We start from the raw sequence: 20,404 nt of genomic DNA on the forward strand, positions 1-20,404 counted from the left end.
CATTTCTTATTTGCTTTTGGGCGAAGAAAACCCCGTCTGGGATTTGCTCAGTAAACGAGCCTTTACCTCAGACGGGGTTTCTCTGCGCGTCATCCGACGATGGAAGATGTTATCCTCGTTCTCCCATTCAATCAGCCGGTCAAACATATCCGGGTGCTTTGTGACCATGTGCAGCAGCTCCGAGTCACTGGCGTTGGGACAGAACCAGCAGCCGTTTCTTCGGCAGTGAGCGTAGATTGGGGAAAGCAGCCCGTTTTCCTGACAGAGCTTGTAGGCGTCCGCCTCGGTCATACCGTATTTGGCAAGCAGACTGACCTTCGTTATTCCATCCAGACGAGCAAGGCGTTTTGGCTCATCCTCCGCGATGCCGACATAGCTCACAGTGTCCGGCGAGAGTGCGGCATTGTACTTGCGGACTGGCGGGATTTTGCAGTCACGATTGACCACGCACATACCAGCCCATGCAAAGCCGCGAACCTCGCCCTTGTGCGGTCCGCGGGTGATGACACGATGGAACACCTCATCGTAGGTCTTGTCCGCGTGGAGAATGGTGAACTTGATGCCCAGCTCCTTTTCGCAGAAGGGCTTGAGCCGGTCATAAATGAAGTCCCGGTGTTCCGGGACTTCGCCGCTTGTGTCTTTGTCGAACATGACCTCACTGAAAACCGCCTCGTCAAGCGGCTCATTGTGCTGTGCAGCCAGCAGGAGCGTCGCTACGCTGTCTTTGCCTCCGCTGCATGAAGCAACATACTTTGGGCGGGTCATCGATCAAACTCCATCTTGAAGCTGACGTATTTGCCTCCGCTGTCATCCAGACGAATGACCGCATCATAGAGCTGAGGCTTCTTCGGCGTGTAAAGCCCAGTCACGCGGCACCAGCCCTTGTCCAGCAGCTCCTTTGCAATCCTCTTGGTCAGCTTCTTTTTCTTGCTGGAAAAGAACTTGTTGTCTTCCCACAGGCAGAAGGAGCATTCCTTGTTCGAGCAGTAGAAATTGCCCTTGCCGACGTAGACCGGAGAGCCGCAGCGGGGACATTTGCCGATTTCCTCCTTACCCGTGCCGAAACGCTGGGCTTCGGCATCGGAGAGGAACGGATAGGCTTTTACCAGATCGCCGGTCATCCGGACAATGCCGCTGAGAAATGCGTCTGCATCCGCATTGCCGCGCTCAATCTCCATGAGCGTGTTTTCCCATTCCGCCGTCATTGCGGGAGATGTGATCTGTTCCGGCAGGACGCAGACAAGGTTGCAGCCGTCCTTCGTGGGAATGAGAGACTTACCCTTGCGCTCTGCAAAGCCGGACTTCACCAGCTTTTCAATGATACCGGCGCGGGTCGCGGGTGTTCCAAGACCTTTCTTCTCGGTGTCATCGTCAAACTGATCGTTTCCGGCAGTCTCCATTGCAGACAGGAGCGTGTCTTCCGTGTACTGCTTCGGAGGCGTTGTGAAGTGTTCGGTGACGCTGGCGGACACATTATCCAGAACATCGCTCTCATGGACTTCGGGCAGGGACTTCATGGGATCGTCCTTTTCCTTCGTCTTGAGGGAAGCCTTGAACAGCTCTTCAATGGCTTTCCATCCGTTTTGAACGACGGTCTTGCCCTTGGCTTTGAACGCATAGCCCTCGCAGGAGAGCGAGATCTGCGTTTCTGCGTAGGTGTGCTTCTCACCGGTCGCACACAGAAGGCGCATCCCGATAAGATTGAGGATTTTCTGCTCCGACTGAGGAAGCGCCGAAACATCCTGCTTTTCAAGCTGGACGGTCGGGAGAATAGCGTGGTGATCTGTGACCTTGCTGTTGTCGGTTACGCGGGCAATATCCGGAGTAACCGAAACACCGGAGAAAAGCGGAAGCTGGCGGCAGACGATGGAAATGACCTGACGGGCAGTGTCCTCCATATCATCCGTGATGAACTGACTGTCCGTGCGCGGATAGGTCAGTAGCTTCTTTTCGTAAAGTGTCTGAACGAGATCGAGCGTCTGCTGGGCAGTGAAGCCGTAGTATCGGTTTGCCTCGCGCTGCAAGGTGGTCAGATCATAGAGCTTCGGAGGGTTGACCGTCTTCGTTTCCTGCCTGAGAGAAGAAACGACGGCTTGCTTTTTCTCGCAAGCCGCCGTAATCTTTTTCGCTTCCTCTTCGGTTTTGACCTTTTCCAGATCGGCGGTCAGATCGCCCTTGCCGACGTGGACGTTGAAATACTTCTCCTTTTGGAACGTGGAGATTTTCCCGTCACGCTCCACCAGCATTGCAAGGGTCGGCGTCTGGACGCGCCCGACCACCAGCTTCTTGTGATAGAGCGTGGTGAACAGGCGGGTGCCGTTGATACCGACAATCCAGTCTGCCTTCGAGCGGCTGAGTGCCGCTTCATAGAGACGGTCATATTCCTTGCCGTCCCGGAGATGATTGAAGCCTTCGCGGATGGCGGAGTCCTCCAACGAGCTGATCCACAGACGCTTGAAGGGCTTGGTGCATCCGGCTTTGTCGTAGACCAGCCGGAAGATCAGCTCACCCTCGCGTCCTGCATCGGTTGCGCAGACCAGCTCGGTGACGCGCTTGTCCTTCATGAGAGCGGACAGCACCTTGAACTGCTGGGATTTGTCCTTTGTGACCTCAAACATCCAGCTTTCCGGGACAATGGGCAGATCGTCATACCGCCACTTGGCATACCGCTCATCGTAGGAGCTGGCGTCTGCCAGCTCCACCAGATGACCGAAGCACCACGAAACAATGTAATTGCCGCCCTCCATGTAGCCGTCCTTGCGGGTCGTCGCGCCCAGAACCTTTGCGATGGACTGGGCAACGCTGGGCTTTTCTGCAATGACTAAGATCAATCTTCATCACCATCCGTTTCAGCATCCTCCGCAATCTGCGGCTCATCATCCTCGTTGATGTACGGCTCTTCCTCGTAGCCTTCATCATCAAAGAAGTCCATATCCTCATCCTTGGGCTTTCTGCCCTTGACGAACTTGATGTAGTAATAAGCTGCACCCGCAGCACCGGCAAGAACGAAGATGACGAGGATCATGCCGATGTTGGATTTCTTTTCGGGTTTAGGGGCGGGGACATCGGTTTCCGCATCCTTATCCGGCTCAGGTGTAACGGGGGCTGTGCCGGTGCATTCGCTCATGTTGGTCTTGCAGACCGGACAGTCGGTGTTGACCTGACCGGCAGCGCACTTTTCCTTGCAGTTACAGGTGGTCAGAGCAGCCGCAGTGTCTTCATCCAGCAGCGCAAGCAGATCGCTCTCATCGACCATGTTCAGGAAGTACGTCTGATACTGTTCCTCATCCTCGTTGATGGGCGCATCGTAGTCGATGACAATGAAAAAGGTGTTGCCGTTCTTCGTCTGGACTGTGATGAACTGCTTGTTGGTTGCCTTGTCATAGAGCAAGTCACGGGTGTAGGCGTTGCCCTCATCGTCAATCGGCTCACCCTTCGGCTTTTCCGGCGTGGGAGTGACTGCGGGCTGCTGTTCGGGCTGGGTTGCCTCTGTGACCGGAAGGTTCTGATCGGTGTCATCGGCATAGGCAAACGCCGTCACCGAGAAGCAGGACAGCACCATGACGCAGACTGCAAGGACGGTCAGAAAACGAAACTTCTTACGCATTGTCGATTACCTCCATATTTTCAGCGGTCTTGGTGCCGCCCTTCATGGAAGACAGGAACGCCATGATCTGATCCTTGTCCATCACCATAGAGCGCACGGTATTGATGATTTCAAGGTTTTCCAGCTCCGTCTTCTTGTCGTACAGCTCCTTGAGCTGACCTTCGATTTCGGACTTCTTCTTTTCAGCCTTCTCAATGTCGGAGAGGACTTTCTGATACTTGGGATTCATGCAAAACTCCTTTCTTTTAATAGGCGGGTCTTCCGAAGGCGTAGAAATGCTGCTGCCAGTAGGAAGAATTGATGGATGTGTACTGAATGGGGTCGCCGCAGTGGATCATGACCCCATCACCGACGTAGATGCCGACGTGGGACACACCGGGGGTGTCATACGTCCCGACGAAAAAGATGAGATCACCGGGCTGTGCATTCGCCTTTGAAACCAGCGTACAGACGTTGTAAAGCCCTTGTGCGCCCAGCCGTCCGGTATTCACAAGACCGCTGTTCGTGAGAACGTAGCTGACAAAGCCGGAGCAATCGAAGGACGTGTCGGGATTGGAGCCGCCCCACACATACGGATAGCCGAGATACTTTTCCGCCTCGGTGATCAGTGTCGCAAACTTCTCGTCGTTCAGGTATTCCGGGTTGACATCGTAGTCGGTGGGAGGATTTGTGATGTATTTGTCCACGTAGGGAGAGTCACCGAACAGATCCTCGCGGTTGCCCAGCACCGACATATACGTTGCGTACATGGAAAGCTGTTCCTGAGACATGATGTAGACCGGGACGTGGGAGAGATTGAAGTTTTCGAGCTTCACGTTGCAGATGTAGTAGTCATACGGGACGCGATAGGTTTCCGTGTGCGTGTTGCCGTCTGCGTCCGTCCATGTGTCGGTTTCCGTGCGGTATCTGGTTTCGACGATAACCTCTTCGGTGAGGATATACTGCTTTTCAAACAGCATTTGGAGCGTACCCTGCACCTCATCCAGCGTGAACTCGCCCTCATGGAGAGCCGAGAGAATGGAGATCAGCACATACGGGTCATGCTCAATATCGTCCAGATCGAAGTGGTATTCATCGTAGTTGTGAGTGCTTTCGTAGGTGTCGAGATAGCGTTGCAGCTCCTGCTCCATTTGGCAATACTGCGCTTCTGCGCCCAGCATCGCATCATCCTCGCTGAGATAGGAGGAAGCGATAACCGACGAACCGGTAGAGGTGAGCATCGAACACGAGCTGATTCCGGCACCGAGCAAAACGAGAAGGGCAATTCCGACGCCGATCCAGATGAAGACCTTCTTGTTCTTCTCAAAGAACTCCTTGATCTTGTCGGACGCCTTCTCACCGAGCTTCTTGCCGGTGCTTTTTGTGGCAGTCCCGGCAGTCTGAGAACCGGCATTTCGAGCGGCGGCATATTCCTTCTTAATGCTCTGCTTCTGGTAGTGCTTGTTCATGTTCTGCTTCTTCATCTCAGGATGCTCCTGCTGATTTCTCTCATATTGGAGCTTCGCATCAGCAGCATCCGCCTTGTGTTCCAGCTTGGAGACCTTCTCATAAGGCTTGTTGACGCTGCTTTCCCGATGATGACGGAAATGCCTCGCAGCGGTCTCAGCGGCAATCTCTGTTTTATGCGCCGCCTCAACCGCCGAGTTTTCCTGCTCGACCTCATGGATTTTGCCGTGAATGCCGGAAGCAAGGGTGTCACCGACCTTGCGGACGGTTTTATCCGCTTCAAATTGCAGCTTGCCTTTGCCCTTTGGTTTTTTCAGCTCATCCTCAAAATGAAGGCGGGTTTTGCCCTTGCCGGTCTCTTCATCAAAAACGCGCTCTTTCTTGAGAACCTTGTGCGTGGGCAGCTTTTCACGGGCAGCATCCAGACGCTCATGTGCCTTCTCAGACTTCCTTTCGAGCTTCTGCATCCGCTTCGTGGGCGGGACTGCATCGTCCGAGAGCGGCTTTGCAGAGGCAGTCTCCGCCGCTTGAGTGAGAACGGCATCTGCATCAACGGCTTCAACCGCAGAGGTCTTGCGCAGCTTGTGGGTGACAACCGTTTCGGCAATCACCGTGCCGGTATGAGAAGAAACACCGTGCTGCTCCAAAACAGGAGGCTTGAACGGCGTTTCCGAAGGCAGCGGTTCGGGTACATTCTGGGGTGGATTTTCTGCCCTTCTCTCTTCTGTGACGGGCGTTTCCGAGAGCGGCTGTGTGTCATTATCCTCGGCGTGTTCCGCCTGAAACTGACGCTGCTGATGGCGCATCTGCACCTTTTTCTGTTCCTCCGCAGAAAGAGCTTCGGAAGGCTCGACTGTCTCACCGGGCTTCACCAGCTCCGCATCTTCCAGCCTCTTTGACACACGCTGTTCGGTGCCAGCCGTCAGGTTTTCCTCGACCGCGCCCTCCCGCGTCATCCGCACGACTACCTTGTCGCGGGCTTTGAGTTCCGGTTCCTTGGACATCAGATTTCACCTCCAATCCGCTTGTAGGCAAGCTCGGTGTATTCAGGGTTCAGCTCGATGCCGACGAAATGACACCCCATCTGCGCGGCAACCATGCCGGTTGTGCCGCTCCCCATAAAGGGGTCAAGCACAATGCCGCCTTCGGGACAACCGGCGAGAAGACAGGTTTCAACCAGCTTCGGAGGGTAGGCGGCATAATGACCGCCCTTGAAGGGGACGGTGTTGATCTTCCAGACATCGCGCTTATTGCGGAGCGGATTGATGTCTGCGTCCTTGATCTCGCCATGCTCACGGGGGCGGTTGATGGACTGCGGCTGAGGCTGACCGGGAACGGGTTTGCCGTATTTGTTGCCGCCCTTCATGCCGCGCTTGAGGCGTTCTGCCGTTGCAGGGGCAATCGGCTCTGAAATCGCTTTGTAGTCAAAGAAATACTTCTTGGACTTTGAGAACAGGAAAATATGCTCATAGCAGCGGGCGCATCGGTCTTTGACGCTCTCCGGCATGGGGTTATCCTTCATCCAGATGATGTCGTTGCGCAGATACCAGCCGGTATCGCGGAGGGCAAAAGCAAGCATCCACGGAATACCGATCATGTCCTTCGGCTTGCAGCCCTCAACCTTGTTGTTGAGAGCCACAGCCTGACCGTTTCTGCCGTATGGGTTCTTCGGGTCAATGAAATCTCCCTGATTGCCTTTTCCGGCGTAGGTGTCCGAGATGTTCAGCCAGAGCGTTCCATCCGGACGCAAAACGCGCCTGACTTCGGTAAACACTTCCGTCAGGCGCGAGATATATTCCTTCGGCGTTGTCTCTCTGCCGATCTGAGCCTCCATGCCGTAATCGCGGAGCGCGTAATACGGAGGGGACGTCACACAGCAATGAACGCTGTCATCGGGCAGCGTTTTCAGGATTTCAAGGCAATCGCCGGTATGAATGATGTCAAGCTCTATGGGTATCAGCTCCTTCCTTTGAGAGCCGGACGGCTCAGTCAGAGAAGAACTCGTCCGGCTCGTAGTCCTCATCGAGATCGTCAATCTCGTCCGCCCAACGGTCGAAGATTTCCTCGGCTTCCTTCGCCGCCTCACGATAGAGGCTCAGGCGGTTCTTCTCAAAGGCGGCAAAGGCGGGGACGAACTTGCCGAACTCGCGGATTGCCTTCACATCCTGCGTGCGCATATCTGCGACGCACTGAATGATTTCGGACATCGTGAGCAGATCGTCGATCATGGTTTCGTAGTCTTCCTTGGCGATGGTGACGGTATCGGCATCGTCCTCAGCCGCTTCCTGCTTGCGGACTCGGAACGTCTCGTGGACATCCTTCATCAGCTTGATCACACAGTCAGTGGTCTCATCGAAAATCTCCTGCATACGCTCTGCCATCTGGTCGGCGCAGTCCTCCAGTTCCTCATGAACGTGGAGGTAGGCGCGATGGTGCTTTTTCAGTTCGGTTTCCTCGTGGATGAGGGCAATGAGATCGGCGCTCATGTCGATGACCTCAAGCAGAAGGTCAATCGGCTTGGTGATGCTACCAAACGTGGTATTTACGGGAACACCGCTGGCTTCTGCGATGATGCTCTTGGCGTTCTCAAGGTTAAAGTTCTTATCCATATTCAAAATCCTCCTTAGTTCTGTACGGTTTCTTCGGGCTTGGTGGTCATGATGCGATAGAGCTGCGTATTCTTGGGAAAATCGTCCTTGAAAGGCACGATGGTGGAGCCGTAGAAGATCAGCCCTTCACCGGCATTGGAATTGGTGATGTAGTTCTGCTGGCTGGGCGAGATGTTCAGTGCCTTCGAGAGAATCTGCCGGTCGCCGGATGCCTGATTCAGAAGGTAGACAAAATCCGAGTTTTCAAAGATGTTCTCCACCTCACGGGACGCAAGCAGATCCTTGACGTTCTGAGTGATGCCGGTCGGGATGCCGCCCCATTTTCTGAAACGCTTCCAGATTTCCACGCTGTACGCGGCGGTCTGTTCCTCTTTCAGCAAAAGGTGGAACTCGTCCATGTAGTAGCGCGTTGCCTTGTGCTGGGCGCGGTTGATGGTGACTCTGTTCCACACCTGATCCTGCACGATCAGCATACCGAGCTTTTTGAGCTGCTTGCCGAGTTCGCGGATGTCATAGCAGACGAAGCGATTGTTGACATCCACATTCGTTCTGTGATTGAAGACGTTCAGAGAGCCGTGAACATAGATTTCAAGGGCAGTTGCGATGCGCTGTGCCTCCGGTTCCTTCTGATTTCTCAGAATGTTGTAGAGGTCTTCGAGGATCGGCATTTTCTCCGGTTTAGGATCTGCAAGGAACTCCTGATAGACCATGCGGACGCTACGGTCAATGATGGTCTTCTCAACCGGCTGCAAGCCGTCCTTGCCGCCGACAATCAGCTCACACATGGAGAGGATGAAGTCAGATTTCAGCGTCAGCGGGTTTTCCTCTTCGGAGTAGTTCGTGTTGATGTCCAGCGGATTGATGTAATCCGTGCTGACCGGCGAGATGCGGATGACCTGACCGCCGAGCTTCTGCACAAGGGGAAAATACTCGGCTTCGGGGTCGCAGACGATGATGTCATCCTCCGTGATGAGGAAGGCGTTCGTCATTTCTCGCTTGGCGGAGAAGGACTTGCCGGAACCGGGTGTACCCAAGATCAGCCCGTTGGGGTTCTTGAGCTGCTTGCGGTCAACCATGATCATGTTGTTGGACAGCGCGTTCAGCCCGTAGTAGAGAGCTTCGCCGCCCTGAAAAAGCTCCTGTGTGGTGAACGGCACGAAAACCGCTGTGCTGGAAGTGGTCAGTCCTCGTTCGATTTCCACCTGATTGACGCCGATAGGCAAAGAGGACATCAGCCCTTCTTCCTGCTGGAAGTCAAGACGCTTGAGCGCACAGTTATACTTTTGGGCAATGGCGGCGGTCTGGAACACCGCGTTTTCGAGCTTCTGGCGGTTGGTTGCCGTATTCATGATGAGGATGGTCACAAGGAATAGTCTCTCATTGCGGGTCTGGAGATCCTGCAACAGACGCTTTGCCTCACCGCCGAAGGTGGCAAGATCGGACGGGATGATGTCCATATCGTAGCCGGAGCGGACTGCCTTTTTCTGCTCTTCGATCTTCATCTTGTCGAGGTCGGTAATTTTCGATTTGATGCTCTTGATTGCCTTCGCCTGGTCAATCGTCCGGATATGAAAATTGACCGTAATGTTGCTGTCCATCTCAAGGAAGTCGGCAAGCATACGGTCATTGAGTTCCGGCGCGAGGATTTGCAGGAAGCTCACCGCACCGATGGTTTTGCCCATCTTGAAGCACTTGCCTTCACGGAAGTCAAAGGAAGTGGGAGCGATGAAGTCCTTGCTGGAAAGCCCCGTCCGGGCAACCATATCGAAGGAAAAGCGGAACGGCTCATTGCTGTCCATATTGAACACATCATGAAGCACTTTCAGCCGTTCGTAGCCGGACAGCGGCTCGGTTTTCACGCCGAGAGTTTTGAAGTTGTTGAGGATGTCGGTTTCAATGCGTTCGAGCTTCGGCTTTGCCGTGCGGAGGGAGTCCGCCTCAATGCCGAAGGTGATGTACTTCCTCTTGATCAGCCCGTTGTTGCCCTTGGTGAGCTGGTTTTGCAGCATACCGGAATACTCGGAGCGGATGTCGTTGAAGGCGTCCTCCTGTGCCGGAATGTTGATGCGCTTGCGGAACTCATTGAGGCTTGCCTTCTGATTGATGAAGGAGAGCTGGACGAAGATCGAGCTGTCGAAGTAGTTCAGAAAGTCGCACCAGTTCTCAAAGATGGCAGTTTTGTCCTCGTTCTGCGCAAGCTGGTAGTTGATGTCCTCAAAGGCGATGGACTTCGTGAAGAGGCGGCTGTTCACCTTGCAGATACCGTCGCGGCACATTTCCACATAGGGAATGGTCTGCTGGGCGGACTTGCGGACTTTCTTTGCCTTCCTGTCCTTTTTCTTCTGCATGACGATCCGCTTCTTCTCCTGAGCGGAAAGGGCATCGCCGTAAACGATGCCGTTCTTGACCGTCATCTTAGGCTTTGCCTTTGCTGTGCTGTTGTTCAAGCTGCAATTCCTCCTGTTCTTTGATTTTCTGCTGAATTTCAGCATAGAGATTGTTTGTGCGATAGGGACGCACCTTGTCCCGGATAAACATGGACTGTACGATGTGGTACAGATACTTTTCGGCGGGCTGTCCGTCCTTTTCGTAAAGCGCGAAGAAGATGAACGGGAGCATGATCACCACCATCAGCATTGCCGCCGTAGACAAGTCGAGATGTGCCTTCGCCAGAAAGAAGATCGGGACACCGACTGCCGCAGCGATGGAAAAACAAACGAGCTGCCGCTTGGTCAAATTGAACATGACCTTCGTTTTAACGCGGTTAAGATCCTTCGGGACCGGAACAAATGCCATTGTCTGTTTCCTCCTTTCCGAGAGTAATGCTGCATTCGACCTCGTTGCCCCAAACATCCCAGCCTTCGGGAGACTGACGGGCAAAAAGCTCTACGCGGGGAAGGTCTCCCATGAGCCGGACAATGCGTTCCCGCGCCTCATCCGGCTTTTTGGAATGCTCTTCGATGTGGCTGAGGATGACCTGACGCACACCGGCGTCAACTCGCTTCGGATGTCCCTTCGTGGCAAGGATGCAGATTTCCGCGTTTGCCCTTGTCCAATACCCCATGCCGGTGAAGAGGTCATCGTTCCTGCGGTTTTGCTTCACCCATACAAAAGCCACGGTCTTATAAGAAAAGCCCCATGCCGTCAGCACTTCGAGTGCTTCACAGAGGCATGGGAACGTGATCCAGAGGAACAGAGCGCAGTCCTTCGCAGCCAGTTCGCCAACCGGAAGTGCCTTGATGTCTTCAATGCACATCGTCGGATAATGGCTTTCTGCCGACCGCCCCTGTCCCTTCTTGGAGTAAGTCCGATACGCCCAAGGGGGATCGGCGTAGATGATGCTGTACTTCTTCATGCTGCCGACCTCCTTAGTGCGCATGGAAAATGGATTTTGCGAGGCTTCCGGTCTTGAACAGCGAGAAGCACAGAATGACCGTATACGCTGCCACAGAGAACAGAGCCGAGTGAATGTTGTCTGCGATAATCATGCCGTTGATCAGCACTGCATAGATGCCGACGCAGACCATGATGAGAAAGCCCTGAAATGCCAGAGCGAACAAGCCTTTCAGATAGTTCGTGCCGATGCTGCCCCATTCGCGGTTGCTCATGGTTGCGATGGGAATAGGCGCGATGCTCACGGTGCAGTAAATCTCAATCATGCGCCCGTAGAGGATGACCGTAATGAGGATTGCCATAATTTTGAGGCACAGGCTGATCAGAAGAGTTTCTATCGACAGTCCGAGCAGTTCTCCGACGCCCATGTTCTCCATGCCGGTACGCATCTGCGCAATCGTCGAATCAATATCAATACTGGTGTTGCCGTGGATGACTCCGGCTGCACCGGAAACCACGTTCTGCCCGATGTCGAATACTGCCATCACGATGTCAAACGTGTGTGTCACGAGATAGATCGCCACAGCCGCCTTGAAAAACCACTTGAAGAACATCCAAGTGTCCATGTCGTGAAGGTTGTTTTTCTCGGTGATCATGGAAATCAGCTCATAGCACAAAACAAAGGTGATGATGATACCAGCGATGGGGACTATCACGTTTTCAGATAGTCCCCGGATCATCTGGTACACGCCGCCGTTCCAGCCGGACGGTGTTTGCCCAACTTCGGCGGCAATCGTTCCTACCTTCTCGTTGACATCGGTGAACATATTGGTCAGGTTGCTCTCGATCCATCCGATCAGCATATCCTTGAGAGCTTGTTCGATCTTTTCTAAAATGCTGCCCAATATTTCACCACCCTTCGGTTAAGCTGGGCTTGCCGTGGATTAGCCGAACAAACCGGAGAGCAGGGGGATGAGGGTCGTGCCGATCAGCACCACACCGCCGCCAGCCATGAGCTGTTTTATCCCCAATTAGGTGTAAAACTCTGCTCGATGGCGGGCGGCGGCGTACAAAAAATCTATATGGTGTTTTTTAGAGAACCGTCCCGGCGGGACAGGTCAGGCAGTGACCTGTTCCACCTCCGGGATGGGTTTGAGATTAAAATGAATTTCGATAGAAATGTGTCTTGTTTTATCTTCGTCAATGCGCTCATGCACGACGATTTCTTTAATTAAGCGGTTAAGGGTGGCTGCGTCCAGCTCTGTGATGTTGGCGTATTCCTGAATGGCTTCCACCCATTGTTTTGCGTCATTGGCAAGCTGGACTTCATCGGACAGCCGCTTTCTGCCCTCGGACACTTTTGCTTTAAGCTCCGTCTGCTCGGTCTGTGTCTTTTCCAGCATGGTGTTGAAGTTCTGCTCACTGATACGCCCTGCAATCATATCCTCATAAAGCCGCATTACCATTTTGTCCAGAACCTCAATCCGTTCCTCATCCCTTGTAAGGGAGCGTTCCATTGCTTCCCGCTGTTCACGCTGCTCGGCTTCACAGGTATTGGTCAGGCGGTCGGCAACCGCTTTCCCGTCCATCAGGGCGGCTCTGGCACATTCCCTGATTTTCCGCAGCACATGGCTGTAAAGGGTGTCATAATCAATCCGGTGCTGGGTGCAGTGGTTCTTTCCAAAGGCATTGTAGGTCTTGCAGGAGTAAATCTGCTGAGGATGTTTTGCGTTTGTGTAGCGTATCGTCAGCGACTTCCCACACTCGCCGCATTTTATCAGTCCGGCAAACAGGCTGATTTCATTGGTCTGCCCCGGACGCTGGCGGGATTTCAGCTTGTTCTGCACAATATCAAAGCTCATGTGGTCAATCAGCGGTTCATGCTGTCCCTCCACCACAATCCAGTCCTCCGGCTTCTTTTCCCCAATTGTGCCGATTTTGAAACGGTAGTCTTTTTTCTGGGAAGCAATCGCACCGGTGTAGACGGGATTCATCAAAAGGTCTTTGATAACGGAGAAGTCCCACATATACCGCCCGTTTTCCGGGTCTTTCTTTTCCCATTTTGTGCGGGTATTGCGAAGCCCCCGTTCCCGGTTCCACCATGTGGGGCAAGGGATTTTTTCTTCCTCCAGCCGTCTGCGGATATAGTTCGGACCATGACCGTTTAGGGCATATCCGAAAATCAGCCGCACAATCGGGGCGGTTTCCTCGTCAATGAGCAGATGGTTTTTGTCCTCCGGGTCTTTCCGATACCCAAACGGGGCAAGACACCCGGTAAACTGTCCTTTCTGTGCTTTCAGAAGATAAGAGGAATGGACTTTCTTGGAAATATCCTTACTGTACATCTCATTCAGGATATTTTTGAATGGGGCAATGTCGTTGTTATCCCGCAGGGTGTCGATTCCGTCATTCATGGCGATATAGCGGACACCGTTTCTTGGGAAAAAGTCCTCAATCAAATGCCCGGTTTGCAGATAGTTACGCCCCAGTCGGCTGAGGTCTTTCGTGATGACAAGGTTGATTTGCCTGCGCTCAATGGCTCTCAACATTCTCTGTAAATCAGGACGCTCCATATTAAGACCTGTGAAGCCATCGTCCTGATAGACTGCTACAACCTCCCATCCCTGCTTTTCGCAGTATTTTTCCAGCATATCCCGCTGGTTGGCGATACTGGCACTTTCGCCTTGCAGGTCATCGTCCTTTGACAGCCTGCAATAGACCGCTGCACGATAGCCCCCGGCAAGTGCCTTTCCGATTGTTCTGTATTCCATTTCGTTCATCATAGCCATTTACCCACACAATCCAGACGGTATCTGGCTCTTTTGAACCTCATCTTCATTATAGCTTATATCTTTCTTTTTAGCAAGATATTCTTTTGTATTTGTCTTTCCGTATTTCTGGGAAATCAGGCTGACGAACACATCAGTGGCGTCCAGTTCCCCGTCAAACACCGTTGTAACATGAATCTCTGTTTTGTTTTTTGCCATAGGCAGTTATCCTCCATACATGAAAATAGCCAGACAGAGGGTGTCGGCAACGAAGTCCGGCAACGGGCTTCAAAAGACCTTGCAAACAATCTCAATCTGGCGATGGTTACTATTTATACTTTTCTTTTATTTTTCTGTTGTTTTGGTTGTTATAAGGGAGAAAAGCCCGGAAATAAGGGGTTTTCCCCGGCAACCGGCTCGGCAACGGGATAGCAACAGGGGGTGCAACGGGCGGTCATTTTCAGAATGGAAGCTCCATCTGTTCTGTGACCTCCACAAAACCATCCATCGTTTTTTCAGACGGGTTGCCGGAGTCCGTTGCCGGGTTTTCACGCTCCCAGCCCTTTTGTCTGCCATATTCTGAAAACATTCTTGGGTTCGGGAAATACCGCCAGCCGGAAATGCACTGGTTCATTATCTCGTTGATTTCCCGGATTTCCCATTGCTTCGGCTCGTCAAAGGCATGGTTCAAGGCTTCCTTGTAGAGCTGCTTGGAACAGACCATGCTCCCGGTGTACTTATCAAGATACGCCTGTATCATTCCGGCTTTGGTGTCCTCCGGCATAAAATCCCGCTGGTGTTCTTTGAGATACCGCTGCATGGCGGGGCTGAAAGCCAGCTTGAACCTGCCGCTTCGGTAAATCTCCATCGCTTCCGCCCACATCTGCCCGATATAGGCTCTGGAAGCGGATTCCTCCTCCAAAATGTGAACCTCGGCTTGCTCCGGGTACACCATGACGGGGATAAAGCGGCGGTTGCCGGAACGGTCAAGGGGCAGGAAGTCAAGGGCATTGGAAGTGCCGCCAAACACGCACTGACGGGGGCGGTCTGCCGGATGGGTTTCATAGGGTATCTTGTAAACCTCTTTCTGCCGGCTTAAAAATGACTTGATTTCCTCAATGCTCTTGGCGTTTGCGGTTGCCATCATTTCCGACATTTCAATAATCCAGTGACCTTGCAGCTTGCGGTACACATTGTCATCATCCAGCTTCCGCAAATCATCGGAGAACCACTCGTCCCGGACTGCCAGCAGACGGAAGAAGGTGGACTTGCCAGCCCCCTGACCGCCGACCAGACAGAGCATGATTTCAAACTTACACCCCGGCTGAAAGGCTCGTGAGATTGCACCCAGCAGGAACAGCTTCAACGCTTCATAGGTGTAATCATCTGCGTCAGCCCCCAGAAAGTGCCGCAGGCAGAAACGGATTCGTTCTGTCCCGTCCCACACAAGGGTACTTAAATAGTCCCGGATGGGATGGTACTTGTTTTCATTCGCCACAATCCCGATGGCGTTATCAATCTTTTTCTCATTGGTAAGCCCGTAGGTTTCTTCCAGATAAAGAAGCAGATACTTCATGTCCGTATCGTTCAGGGCGGTGCTTTCCCTGTGAAAACCGATGGGCTTTATGATGTCCTTGCGGTCGGTCAGGATGTTGTATGCGATAGCCCCGGAAAGCAGCGGGTCACGCTGGAATACGGTCAGGCAGTTCCGTATGCTCTGACGGACACCGCCTTTCTCGGTAGTTTCCAGTCCCGCCTTGATTTCCTCAATGCTCTGGGGCGGTTGCATGGCGTTCATGGTGTTTTTTAGTTCTCGCTGCGTCTGCGGCTGCAAGCTCTGCCATTCGCTGTTCAAGCTGTATCACATCCTTTCCGTAGTCCGTAATCAAAGCCGCTTTTTCCTCTGTTTCCCCGAACAGCAGCACATCCAGCAGATATTCCACTTGTGCTTGCTTCTGTAAGGCTTCCACAAACCGGGGATGAAAGGCTTCCTCCAGGGAGTGCGGGGCGTAGTCCGTTCTCCATGCCATAAGCAAGTGGAAATAATCGGCAAGAATACGGAAACAGCGGTTCTTTGCTTCCTGAAACTGTTCCTCCGGGGATTTCTGCCGGGGCTTGGGCTTTTTTGCCTTTCCCGGCGGTTTCCAGTCCTCATAGGAAAGCCCGAAGTCCTGTGCCAGTTGTACGGCGGCTTCTTTCTTTCCCAGCCCATACAGGGCGGCGGCAAAATCAATCACATCCCCATCCGCACCGCAGCCGAAGCAGTGGTAACGCCGATCCAGCTTCATGCTTGGGGTTTTATCGTGATGAAACGGGCAGCAAGCCATCCCGTTCCGCCCTGCATGGATTCCATAATGCTCCGCAGCCTGTCTTGTTGTGACGGACTGCTTCACAGCTTCAAATACATTCAAATCTATCCCTCCTTGAAAATAAGAAAAGCACCTGACATTCTCTGATTGAAAATGGCAAGTGCCTGTTAAAGTTCCATATCCTGTTGTTTGTGCTTCGTCTGTGCCGGGACAGTTCTTTGTGCTTTTTTCTCGTCAGCCTTATCCTGCAAGACTTCTTTGATAGGCTGTTTCTTGGGCGGCTCTTTGCTTTCTTCTGTGCCGGGGGTGGCTTTCCGTACCCAGTAGCGAATGTCCCGCAGCTTCTTCAAATCCTCCTGTACCTCGGTCAGCGGTGTTTTCAGGGCTGCAATTTCTTCCAGAAGCGTTTCCTGCTCCTTTTGCAGCTCCTTTTGGGTACTGTCCTTATCGTCCGGGTGCTTGGCAAGGTAGGAGGCGGCTTTCGCATACCGGGCAACCTCCGGGTGTTCCTGTTTGAATTTCTCCTTTGTTTTCTTGAAAAATATCTTCTGGTACTTCTCATAGACAGGCTTACATTCCTTGCAGTCTGTCCGGCTGGCAAGAATCCCGTCAATCACTTTGCTGCGGGCTTCCTTTGGCTTCATCTGATTGCGGTAATCTGCGGCTGATTTCCCGGAAGATTCCAGAAACGCTTCTAAGTCCTCCACAGTGGAAAGTCCCTTTTGCCGGAGATAGGACAGGGCTTCGCTGACTGCCTTTAAGTCCTGTGAAGTCCCCCGGTTCTGTCCAGCCCTCGTCCAGTCCTTCCGTTCTTCCTTTCGTATCTCCATGTACTTCATCAGCAGATTGGGAAGAAGTGTCGCTTCCTCCGCCGCTTTTTGTGCAAGCAGCTCTTTCCGTTTTTCTCCCAGCTCGGTAATCCAGCCTTTGAGGTTTTGGATAAGCTGCCGGATGGACTTCATCAGACTGTTGGCGGCTCTGATTTCCCGGTTCAGGTTTCCGATATTCGTCTGGATACCACGCTTTTCCATCTGCCGGACAGCAGCCCCCTCATGGACAGTGGGGACAATATCAAGCCCCTGTCTGGCATAGGAACGCAAGTCCACACGCTCCGGACGGTCATTGGCTTCCAGATAGCGGTTCTGGATGACCTCCCATTCATGCCGCCAGATTTCGCAATACTTCTGGTCGTTCCAATCCACCGTATCCTCCTTGTGGCTTTTCCATCTGCCGGACGGAAGTTTTATCCGTTCCCCGTTTTCGTCAAGGTCATAAACCTTGCGGCTCTTGGGAAGCCATTTTCCATGTTCGTCCATTGCCCTCATAGTGAGCATGATATGGGCGTGGGGATTGTGTCCCGGCGGATGGGGGTCATGGATTGCAAAATCAGCAATCATGCCTTTGGAAACAAACTGCTGCTCACAAAACTCCCGTACAAGGACAGCGTACTGGTCAGGCGGTATCTCTCTGGGGATGGTAAGCACCCACCGCCTTGCAAGCTGGGAGTTCCATTGCTTCTCCACCGCTTCGGCGGCGTTCCATAGGGTATTGCGGTCTGCATATTTCTGTGGGGCATTTGCCGGGAGCAGGATTTCATTGTGGACGATACCACGCTTTTCCGGATAGTGCTTCACTTGCTGGTCGTATTCACAGAACAGTTTTTCGCCACTCTGGTAAGCAGCGGCGGCAATCGCAGACTGCTGTTGGCTGCGCTGCACAATAGAAATTTCGTTGTGCGGACAGGGCATTTCGTGTCACTCCTTTCTGTGATTGGCGGATGGGGTGGCGTTTTGCCACCTCATTTTGGGCAGAAAAAAAGCAGGCAACCTTTTTCAGATTTCCTGCTTGGTGTGCCGCTTTGTGGGCGGCGGGTATTTAGTTGTAAGAGTTTGGGGTTACTTTTTGACTTCCTTTGTGATTTCAGTTGTCTCTAACTGTACCCGATAAGTGCTTTCTTCTCCGTTCAAATTGGTTGTTTTCAATTCAAACCACAAATTATCAGTCAACTTATCAGCGTCACTATCTCTGAGAATGTCACCAGAAATTTGTCCAACATTTCCAGAAACATCTATTGTCTCACCTGTCTGATCATCAACACCATTAGAAAGCAGAGTTTCTTTTTCGCTTCCATTGATATAAATGGTCGTTGAGTATGTGGTAATATTAGCAAAATCGTCTGACATCACTTTCAAATCACCACCATAGCAAATTTCATCTTTGCCATCTAAAATAATTACACCATTCGACACAGAAATATATTCATTTTCTCCGCTAAATGAATATACCTTTAAGGACTGTTCTTCATTGCTTTCGGAGGAAGTGTTGCACCCTGCAAGCAGAACCGTACAAGCAAGCAACGATAGCATAACTGCCATTATCTTTTTCATAATATCACCATCCCATCAAATTTCAATTTTTCAGTTCTACAAGTTGGAAGTTGTCGCTATGAAATTTCTTTTTCATCATCTCTTGGTGATCGGACATAACATAACATTTCTTTTTCACAAGCACCAAATTTTGAGAAATTGAATTTCGCTTCTTTTAGTGTTATTCCATGATTAGAGTCGCTTGGTTCGTTATCAGAAGCAATAAACGGGTCATTCTCCCAAAAACAAACGGGGCAAATATACCCACAATCTTTATTTGCCGGAACATTATAGGTAAAATATCCGCAGCAAGGACATTGGTATTTTTTCATATAAACCTCCCGTTTAATCCTTGACCTCAAATTCCTGATTTATTGCTGACTTCATTATACTTTATTGCCTATCGAAAAGATAGCATATTTTATGAAACTTGTCGGCTGGGAACAGCTTGCAACGCAAGGTGTCCCCAGATGGCAAGTCCACAAAAGGGTAGCTGGTGGTAGCCAGCGCAGGGGAAGCGTAGCGTCCCCTGTATGATTTGGAGCAGACCATGACTGCGGAAAATCACAGCCCTCCGGCGAGGAGCCTTCGGAGAACGCAATGCACCAACCTCTGGGTGGTGTATAATTGCGCCCTTAGTAAACTAAGGGGTTTCCGGCTTCTTCCGTTCCAGCAGTTTTTTCAATAGTTCCTGCGTGTCCTGCCTGTGAAAAATGAGTTTCAATAACAGCATGACATCATCATCTGTCAGGCGTTCCGGCTCTTGCAGAAAACTTTCCAGCATACCGCCACGGGTACAGAGCCGGTGCGTCCGTTCCTTTCGGGTAAGCTGCTTTAACTGGTGCTGCAATGCCTTTTCATCATTGATGGCTTTCCGCAGTTTCTTTTCGCTTTTCTCCAGCTCCCGGTTGAGCTTTTCCAGCTTTGAGGTATCAGGCAAGGGCAGCGTCCTCCTTTCCCGGTATCAGCACATAAATCCTGTTTGGTTCTCCAACGCCCTGACGCACCCGCATGATAAGTCCGGCGGTTTCCAGTTCATTCAGAGAACGCTTGACCGTCATAGAGCTGCGGGACAAGACTGCGGCAATGGCTGTAACAGGGAAGCAGACAAACAGGATTCCGTTTTCGTCCTCCTGCCCTTTGGATAGCATAGCGTCCAACATCCGGCAGTACATGACCTTTGCGGTGCTGCTGACTGGAAATCCTGTCAACGCTCTGGGAAAGGGCATACAGGGCGGCAATGGTGTGTCTATCGTCATAAATTCAAAATTCATTCTGTGTGTTCCTCCTTTTTCTTTGCTCGTTTGGATAAATAACGGGGGCAGTCAATCACAACCGCCCGGAAGCTCTGCCTGCACCCATGCTGGCATTTCCGGCATAATTCGTTGTAAGTGACACGCCCCCGGTCATTGAGGTAAAAGGAAAGCTCATGCTTCCTCTTTTTGCTCATTCTCGGCATATTGCGCTTCCTCCCGTTTTCGTGTATGGTTTCGGGGCGATTTTCGGCAAAATTACAGCTATAGAGCCGCTTAAAATCTCCCGAAGTATCAGCGATAGGGTAGACTGTCCCCCTATCAGATTGTCGTGTTTCGGTATCATTTCGGTGTCAGTTCGCCAGTTCTCCCCGGTGTCGTTCCTCCCCTGAATCTCACAGCGGCGTATCGCTCCCTTTGGTATGCTCGTTTTGGTAAGGGTTCCTCCATATCCCTGCCAAAAGTCATGGCACTACATCGCCGGGGAAGCATATCCCACACAGGCTGGTCATTCGATTGGAATAATCCATCGATGAACTACCTGTATCATAGAACATTTTTGTGCCCTGTGCCGTATGTCCACAAAGTAGGAATTCGGGGTAAAAATCAGAAATTTCCACGATTGCGGAATTGATATGGTATAATCAATTCAACGGTTATAAATGTTGTCAGAAGGGGGAACTGCTTCAATGAACGGAGCTACTACAATACAG

Annotated in this window: 22 protein-coding genes and 1 pseudogene; 1 reads left to right on the forward strand and 22 read right to left on the reverse strand. The window is 52.0% G+C overall.

Annotated elements, in window-relative coordinates:
* Positions 1-6: 6 nt before the first annotated feature.
* The 14 genes and pseudogenes from GPK83_RS08190 to GPK83_RS08255 all read right to left on the reverse strand — a co-directional run bounded on the left by GPK83_RS08190 (position 7) and on the right by GPK83_RS08255 (position 13,982).
* Positions 7-765, reverse strand: a complete 759-nt coding sequence (locus tag GPK83_RS08190) for a phosphoadenosine phosphosulfate reductase (RefSeq protein WP_215704517.1) — start codon at positions 763-765, stop codon at positions 7-9.
* Positions 762-2,831 carry a DNA topoisomerase 3 gene (locus GPK83_RS08195; RefSeq protein ID WP_215704518.1) on the reverse strand — a complete coding sequence of 690 codons (2,070 nt, stop codon included), beginning with the start codon at positions 2,829-2,831 and terminating at the stop codon, positions 762-764. The genes GPK83_RS08190 and GPK83_RS08195 overlap by 4 nt, the downstream gene beginning before the upstream one ends.
* Entirely contained in the window at positions 2,828-3,607 is a 780-nt protein-coding gene (locus tag GPK83_RS08200; RefSeq protein ID WP_215704519.1) for a DUF4366 domain-containing protein, read from the reverse strand. The genes GPK83_RS08195 and GPK83_RS08200 overlap by 4 nt, the downstream gene beginning before the upstream one ends.
* Complete coding sequence (locus GPK83_RS08205; RefSeq protein WP_110441572.1) at positions 3,600-3,836, reverse strand: DUF4315 family protein; 237 nt, start codon at positions 3,834-3,836, stop codon at positions 3,600-3,602. The genes GPK83_RS08200 and GPK83_RS08205 overlap by 8 nt, the downstream gene beginning before the upstream one ends.
* A 16-nt stretch (positions 3,837-3,852) precedes the next feature.
* On the reverse strand, positions 3,853-6,057 hold the full coding sequence (locus GPK83_RS08210) for a C40 family peptidase (RefSeq protein WP_215704520.1): 2,205 nt from the start codon (positions 6,055-6,057) through the stop codon (positions 3,853-3,855).
* Positions 6,057-7,010 carry a site-specific DNA-methyltransferase gene (locus tag GPK83_RS08215; protein WP_076917587.1) on the reverse strand — a complete coding sequence of 318 codons (954 nt, stop codon included), beginning with the start codon at positions 7,008-7,010 and terminating at the stop codon, positions 6,057-6,059. Before GPK83_RS08215 ends, GPK83_RS08210 begins: the two co-directional genes overlap by 1 nt.
* A gap of 28 nt (positions 7,011-7,038) precedes the next feature.
* Positions 7,039-7,662, reverse strand: a complete 624-nt coding sequence (locus tag GPK83_RS08220) for a nitrogen fixation protein (RefSeq protein WP_076917510.1) — start codon at positions 7,660-7,662, stop codon at positions 7,039-7,041.
* Between the two features lie 14 nt (positions 7,663-7,676).
* Entirely contained in the window at positions 7,677-10,076 is a 2,400-nt protein-coding gene (locus tag GPK83_RS08225; RefSeq protein WP_215704524.1) for an ATP-binding protein, read from the reverse strand.
* A 1-nt stretch (position 10,077) separates the two neighbouring features.
* On the reverse strand, positions 10,078-10,458 hold the full coding sequence (locus tag GPK83_RS08230; protein WP_113999279.1) for a PrgI family protein: 381 nt from the start codon (positions 10,456-10,458) through the stop codon (positions 10,078-10,080).
* Positions 10,427-11,017, reverse strand: coding sequence for an MT-A70 family methyltransferase (locus tag GPK83_RS08235; protein ID WP_009323500.1), 591 nt, complete (start codon positions 11,015-11,017; stop codon positions 10,427-10,429). The genes GPK83_RS08230 and GPK83_RS08235 overlap by 32 nt, the downstream gene beginning before the upstream one ends.
* 13 nt (positions 11,018-11,030) lie before the next feature.
* Positions 11,031-11,900 carry a CD0415/CD1112 family protein gene (locus GPK83_RS08240; protein WP_007046101.1) on the reverse strand — a complete coding sequence of 290 codons (870 nt, stop codon included), beginning with the start codon at positions 11,898-11,900 and terminating at the stop codon, positions 11,031-11,033.
* A 39-nt stretch (positions 11,901-11,939) separates the two neighbouring features.
* Positions 11,940-12,023, reverse strand: a pseudogene (locus GPK83_RS08245) (Maff2 family protein); the annotation flags it as partial.
* A gap of 90 nt (positions 12,024-12,113) precedes the next feature.
* Positions 12,114-13,784 (reverse strand): recombinase family protein, encoded by a 1,671-nt coding sequence (locus GPK83_RS08250; RefSeq protein ID WP_215704521.1) that lies wholly within the window; start codon positions 13,782-13,784, stop codon positions 12,114-12,116.
* On the reverse strand, positions 13,785-13,982 hold the full coding sequence (locus GPK83_RS08255) for a hypothetical protein (protein ID WP_002304371.1): 198 nt from the start codon (positions 13,980-13,982) through the stop codon (positions 13,785-13,787). It lies immediately after the preceding gene.
* Here GPK83_RS08255 and GPK83_RS17340 point away from each other — a divergent pair.
* Positions 13,956-14,195: a hypothetical protein gene (locus tag GPK83_RS17340; RefSeq protein ID WP_021682886.1), complete on the forward strand. Its 240-nt coding sequence runs from the start codon at positions 13,956-13,958 to the stop codon at positions 14,193-14,195. The two genes, GPK83_RS08255 and GPK83_RS17340, sit on opposite strands and share 27 nt — an antisense overlap.
* Before the next feature lie 28 nt (positions 14,196-14,223).
* Here GPK83_RS17340 and GPK83_RS08260 read toward each other — a convergent pair whose 3' ends face one another.
* From GPK83_RS08260 to GPK83_RS08295, 8 genes are all read right to left on the reverse strand, one after another.
* The gene (locus GPK83_RS08260; RefSeq protein WP_002304366.1) at positions 14,224-15,561 is read right to left on the reverse strand and encodes a virulence-associated E family protein; all 1,338 of its coding nucleotides are present in this window, start codon (positions 15,559-15,561) and stop codon (positions 14,224-14,226) included.
* Positions 15,530-16,174: a CHC2 zinc finger domain-containing protein gene (locus GPK83_RS08265; RefSeq protein WP_002304364.1), complete on the reverse strand. Its 645-nt coding sequence runs from the start codon at positions 16,172-16,174 to the stop codon at positions 15,530-15,532. The genes GPK83_RS08260 and GPK83_RS08265 overlap by 32 nt, the downstream gene beginning before the upstream one ends.
* 65 nt (positions 16,175-16,239) lie before the next feature.
* Positions 16,240-17,820, reverse strand: a complete 1,581-nt coding sequence (mobQ, locus tag GPK83_RS08270; RefSeq protein ID WP_215704522.1) for a MobQ family relaxase — start codon at positions 17,818-17,820, stop codon at positions 16,240-16,242.
* A 147-nt stretch (positions 17,821-17,967) separates the two neighbouring features.
* On the reverse strand, positions 17,968-18,459 hold the full coding sequence (locus tag GPK83_RS08275) for a hypothetical protein (protein ID WP_002304359.1): 492 nt from the start codon (positions 18,457-18,459) through the stop codon (positions 17,968-17,970).
* Between the two features lie 56 nt (positions 18,460-18,515).
* A complete protein-coding gene (locus tag GPK83_RS08280) occupies positions 18,516-18,770 on the reverse strand; it encodes a CPCC family cysteine-rich protein (protein WP_002304358.1) in 255 nt (84 codons plus the stop codon).
* Between the two features lie 311 nt (positions 18,771-19,081).
* On the reverse strand, positions 19,082-19,378 hold the full coding sequence (locus GPK83_RS08285) for a DUF3847 domain-containing protein (RefSeq protein WP_097786106.1): 297 nt from the start codon (positions 19,376-19,378) through the stop codon (positions 19,082-19,084).
* Positions 19,371-19,712 (reverse strand): DeoR family transcriptional regulator, encoded by a 342-nt coding sequence (locus tag GPK83_RS08290; protein WP_097786107.1) that lies wholly within the window; start codon positions 19,710-19,712, stop codon positions 19,371-19,373. The genes GPK83_RS08285 and GPK83_RS08290 overlap by 8 nt, the downstream gene beginning before the upstream one ends.
* On the reverse strand, positions 19,709-19,897 hold the full coding sequence (locus GPK83_RS08295) for a hypothetical protein (RefSeq protein ID WP_005930722.1): 189 nt from the start codon (positions 19,895-19,897) through the stop codon (positions 19,709-19,711). Before GPK83_RS08295 ends, GPK83_RS08290 begins: the two co-directional genes overlap by 4 nt.
* Positions 19,898-20,404 lie beyond the last annotated feature (507 nt).

Origin of the sequence: Clostridium sp. MCC328 (assembly GCF_018785465.1) — a bacterium.
In the GTDB taxonomy this organism is placed as follows: domain Bacteria; phylum Bacillota; class Clostridia; order Lachnospirales; family Lachnospiraceae; genus Pilosibacter; species Pilosibacter fragilis.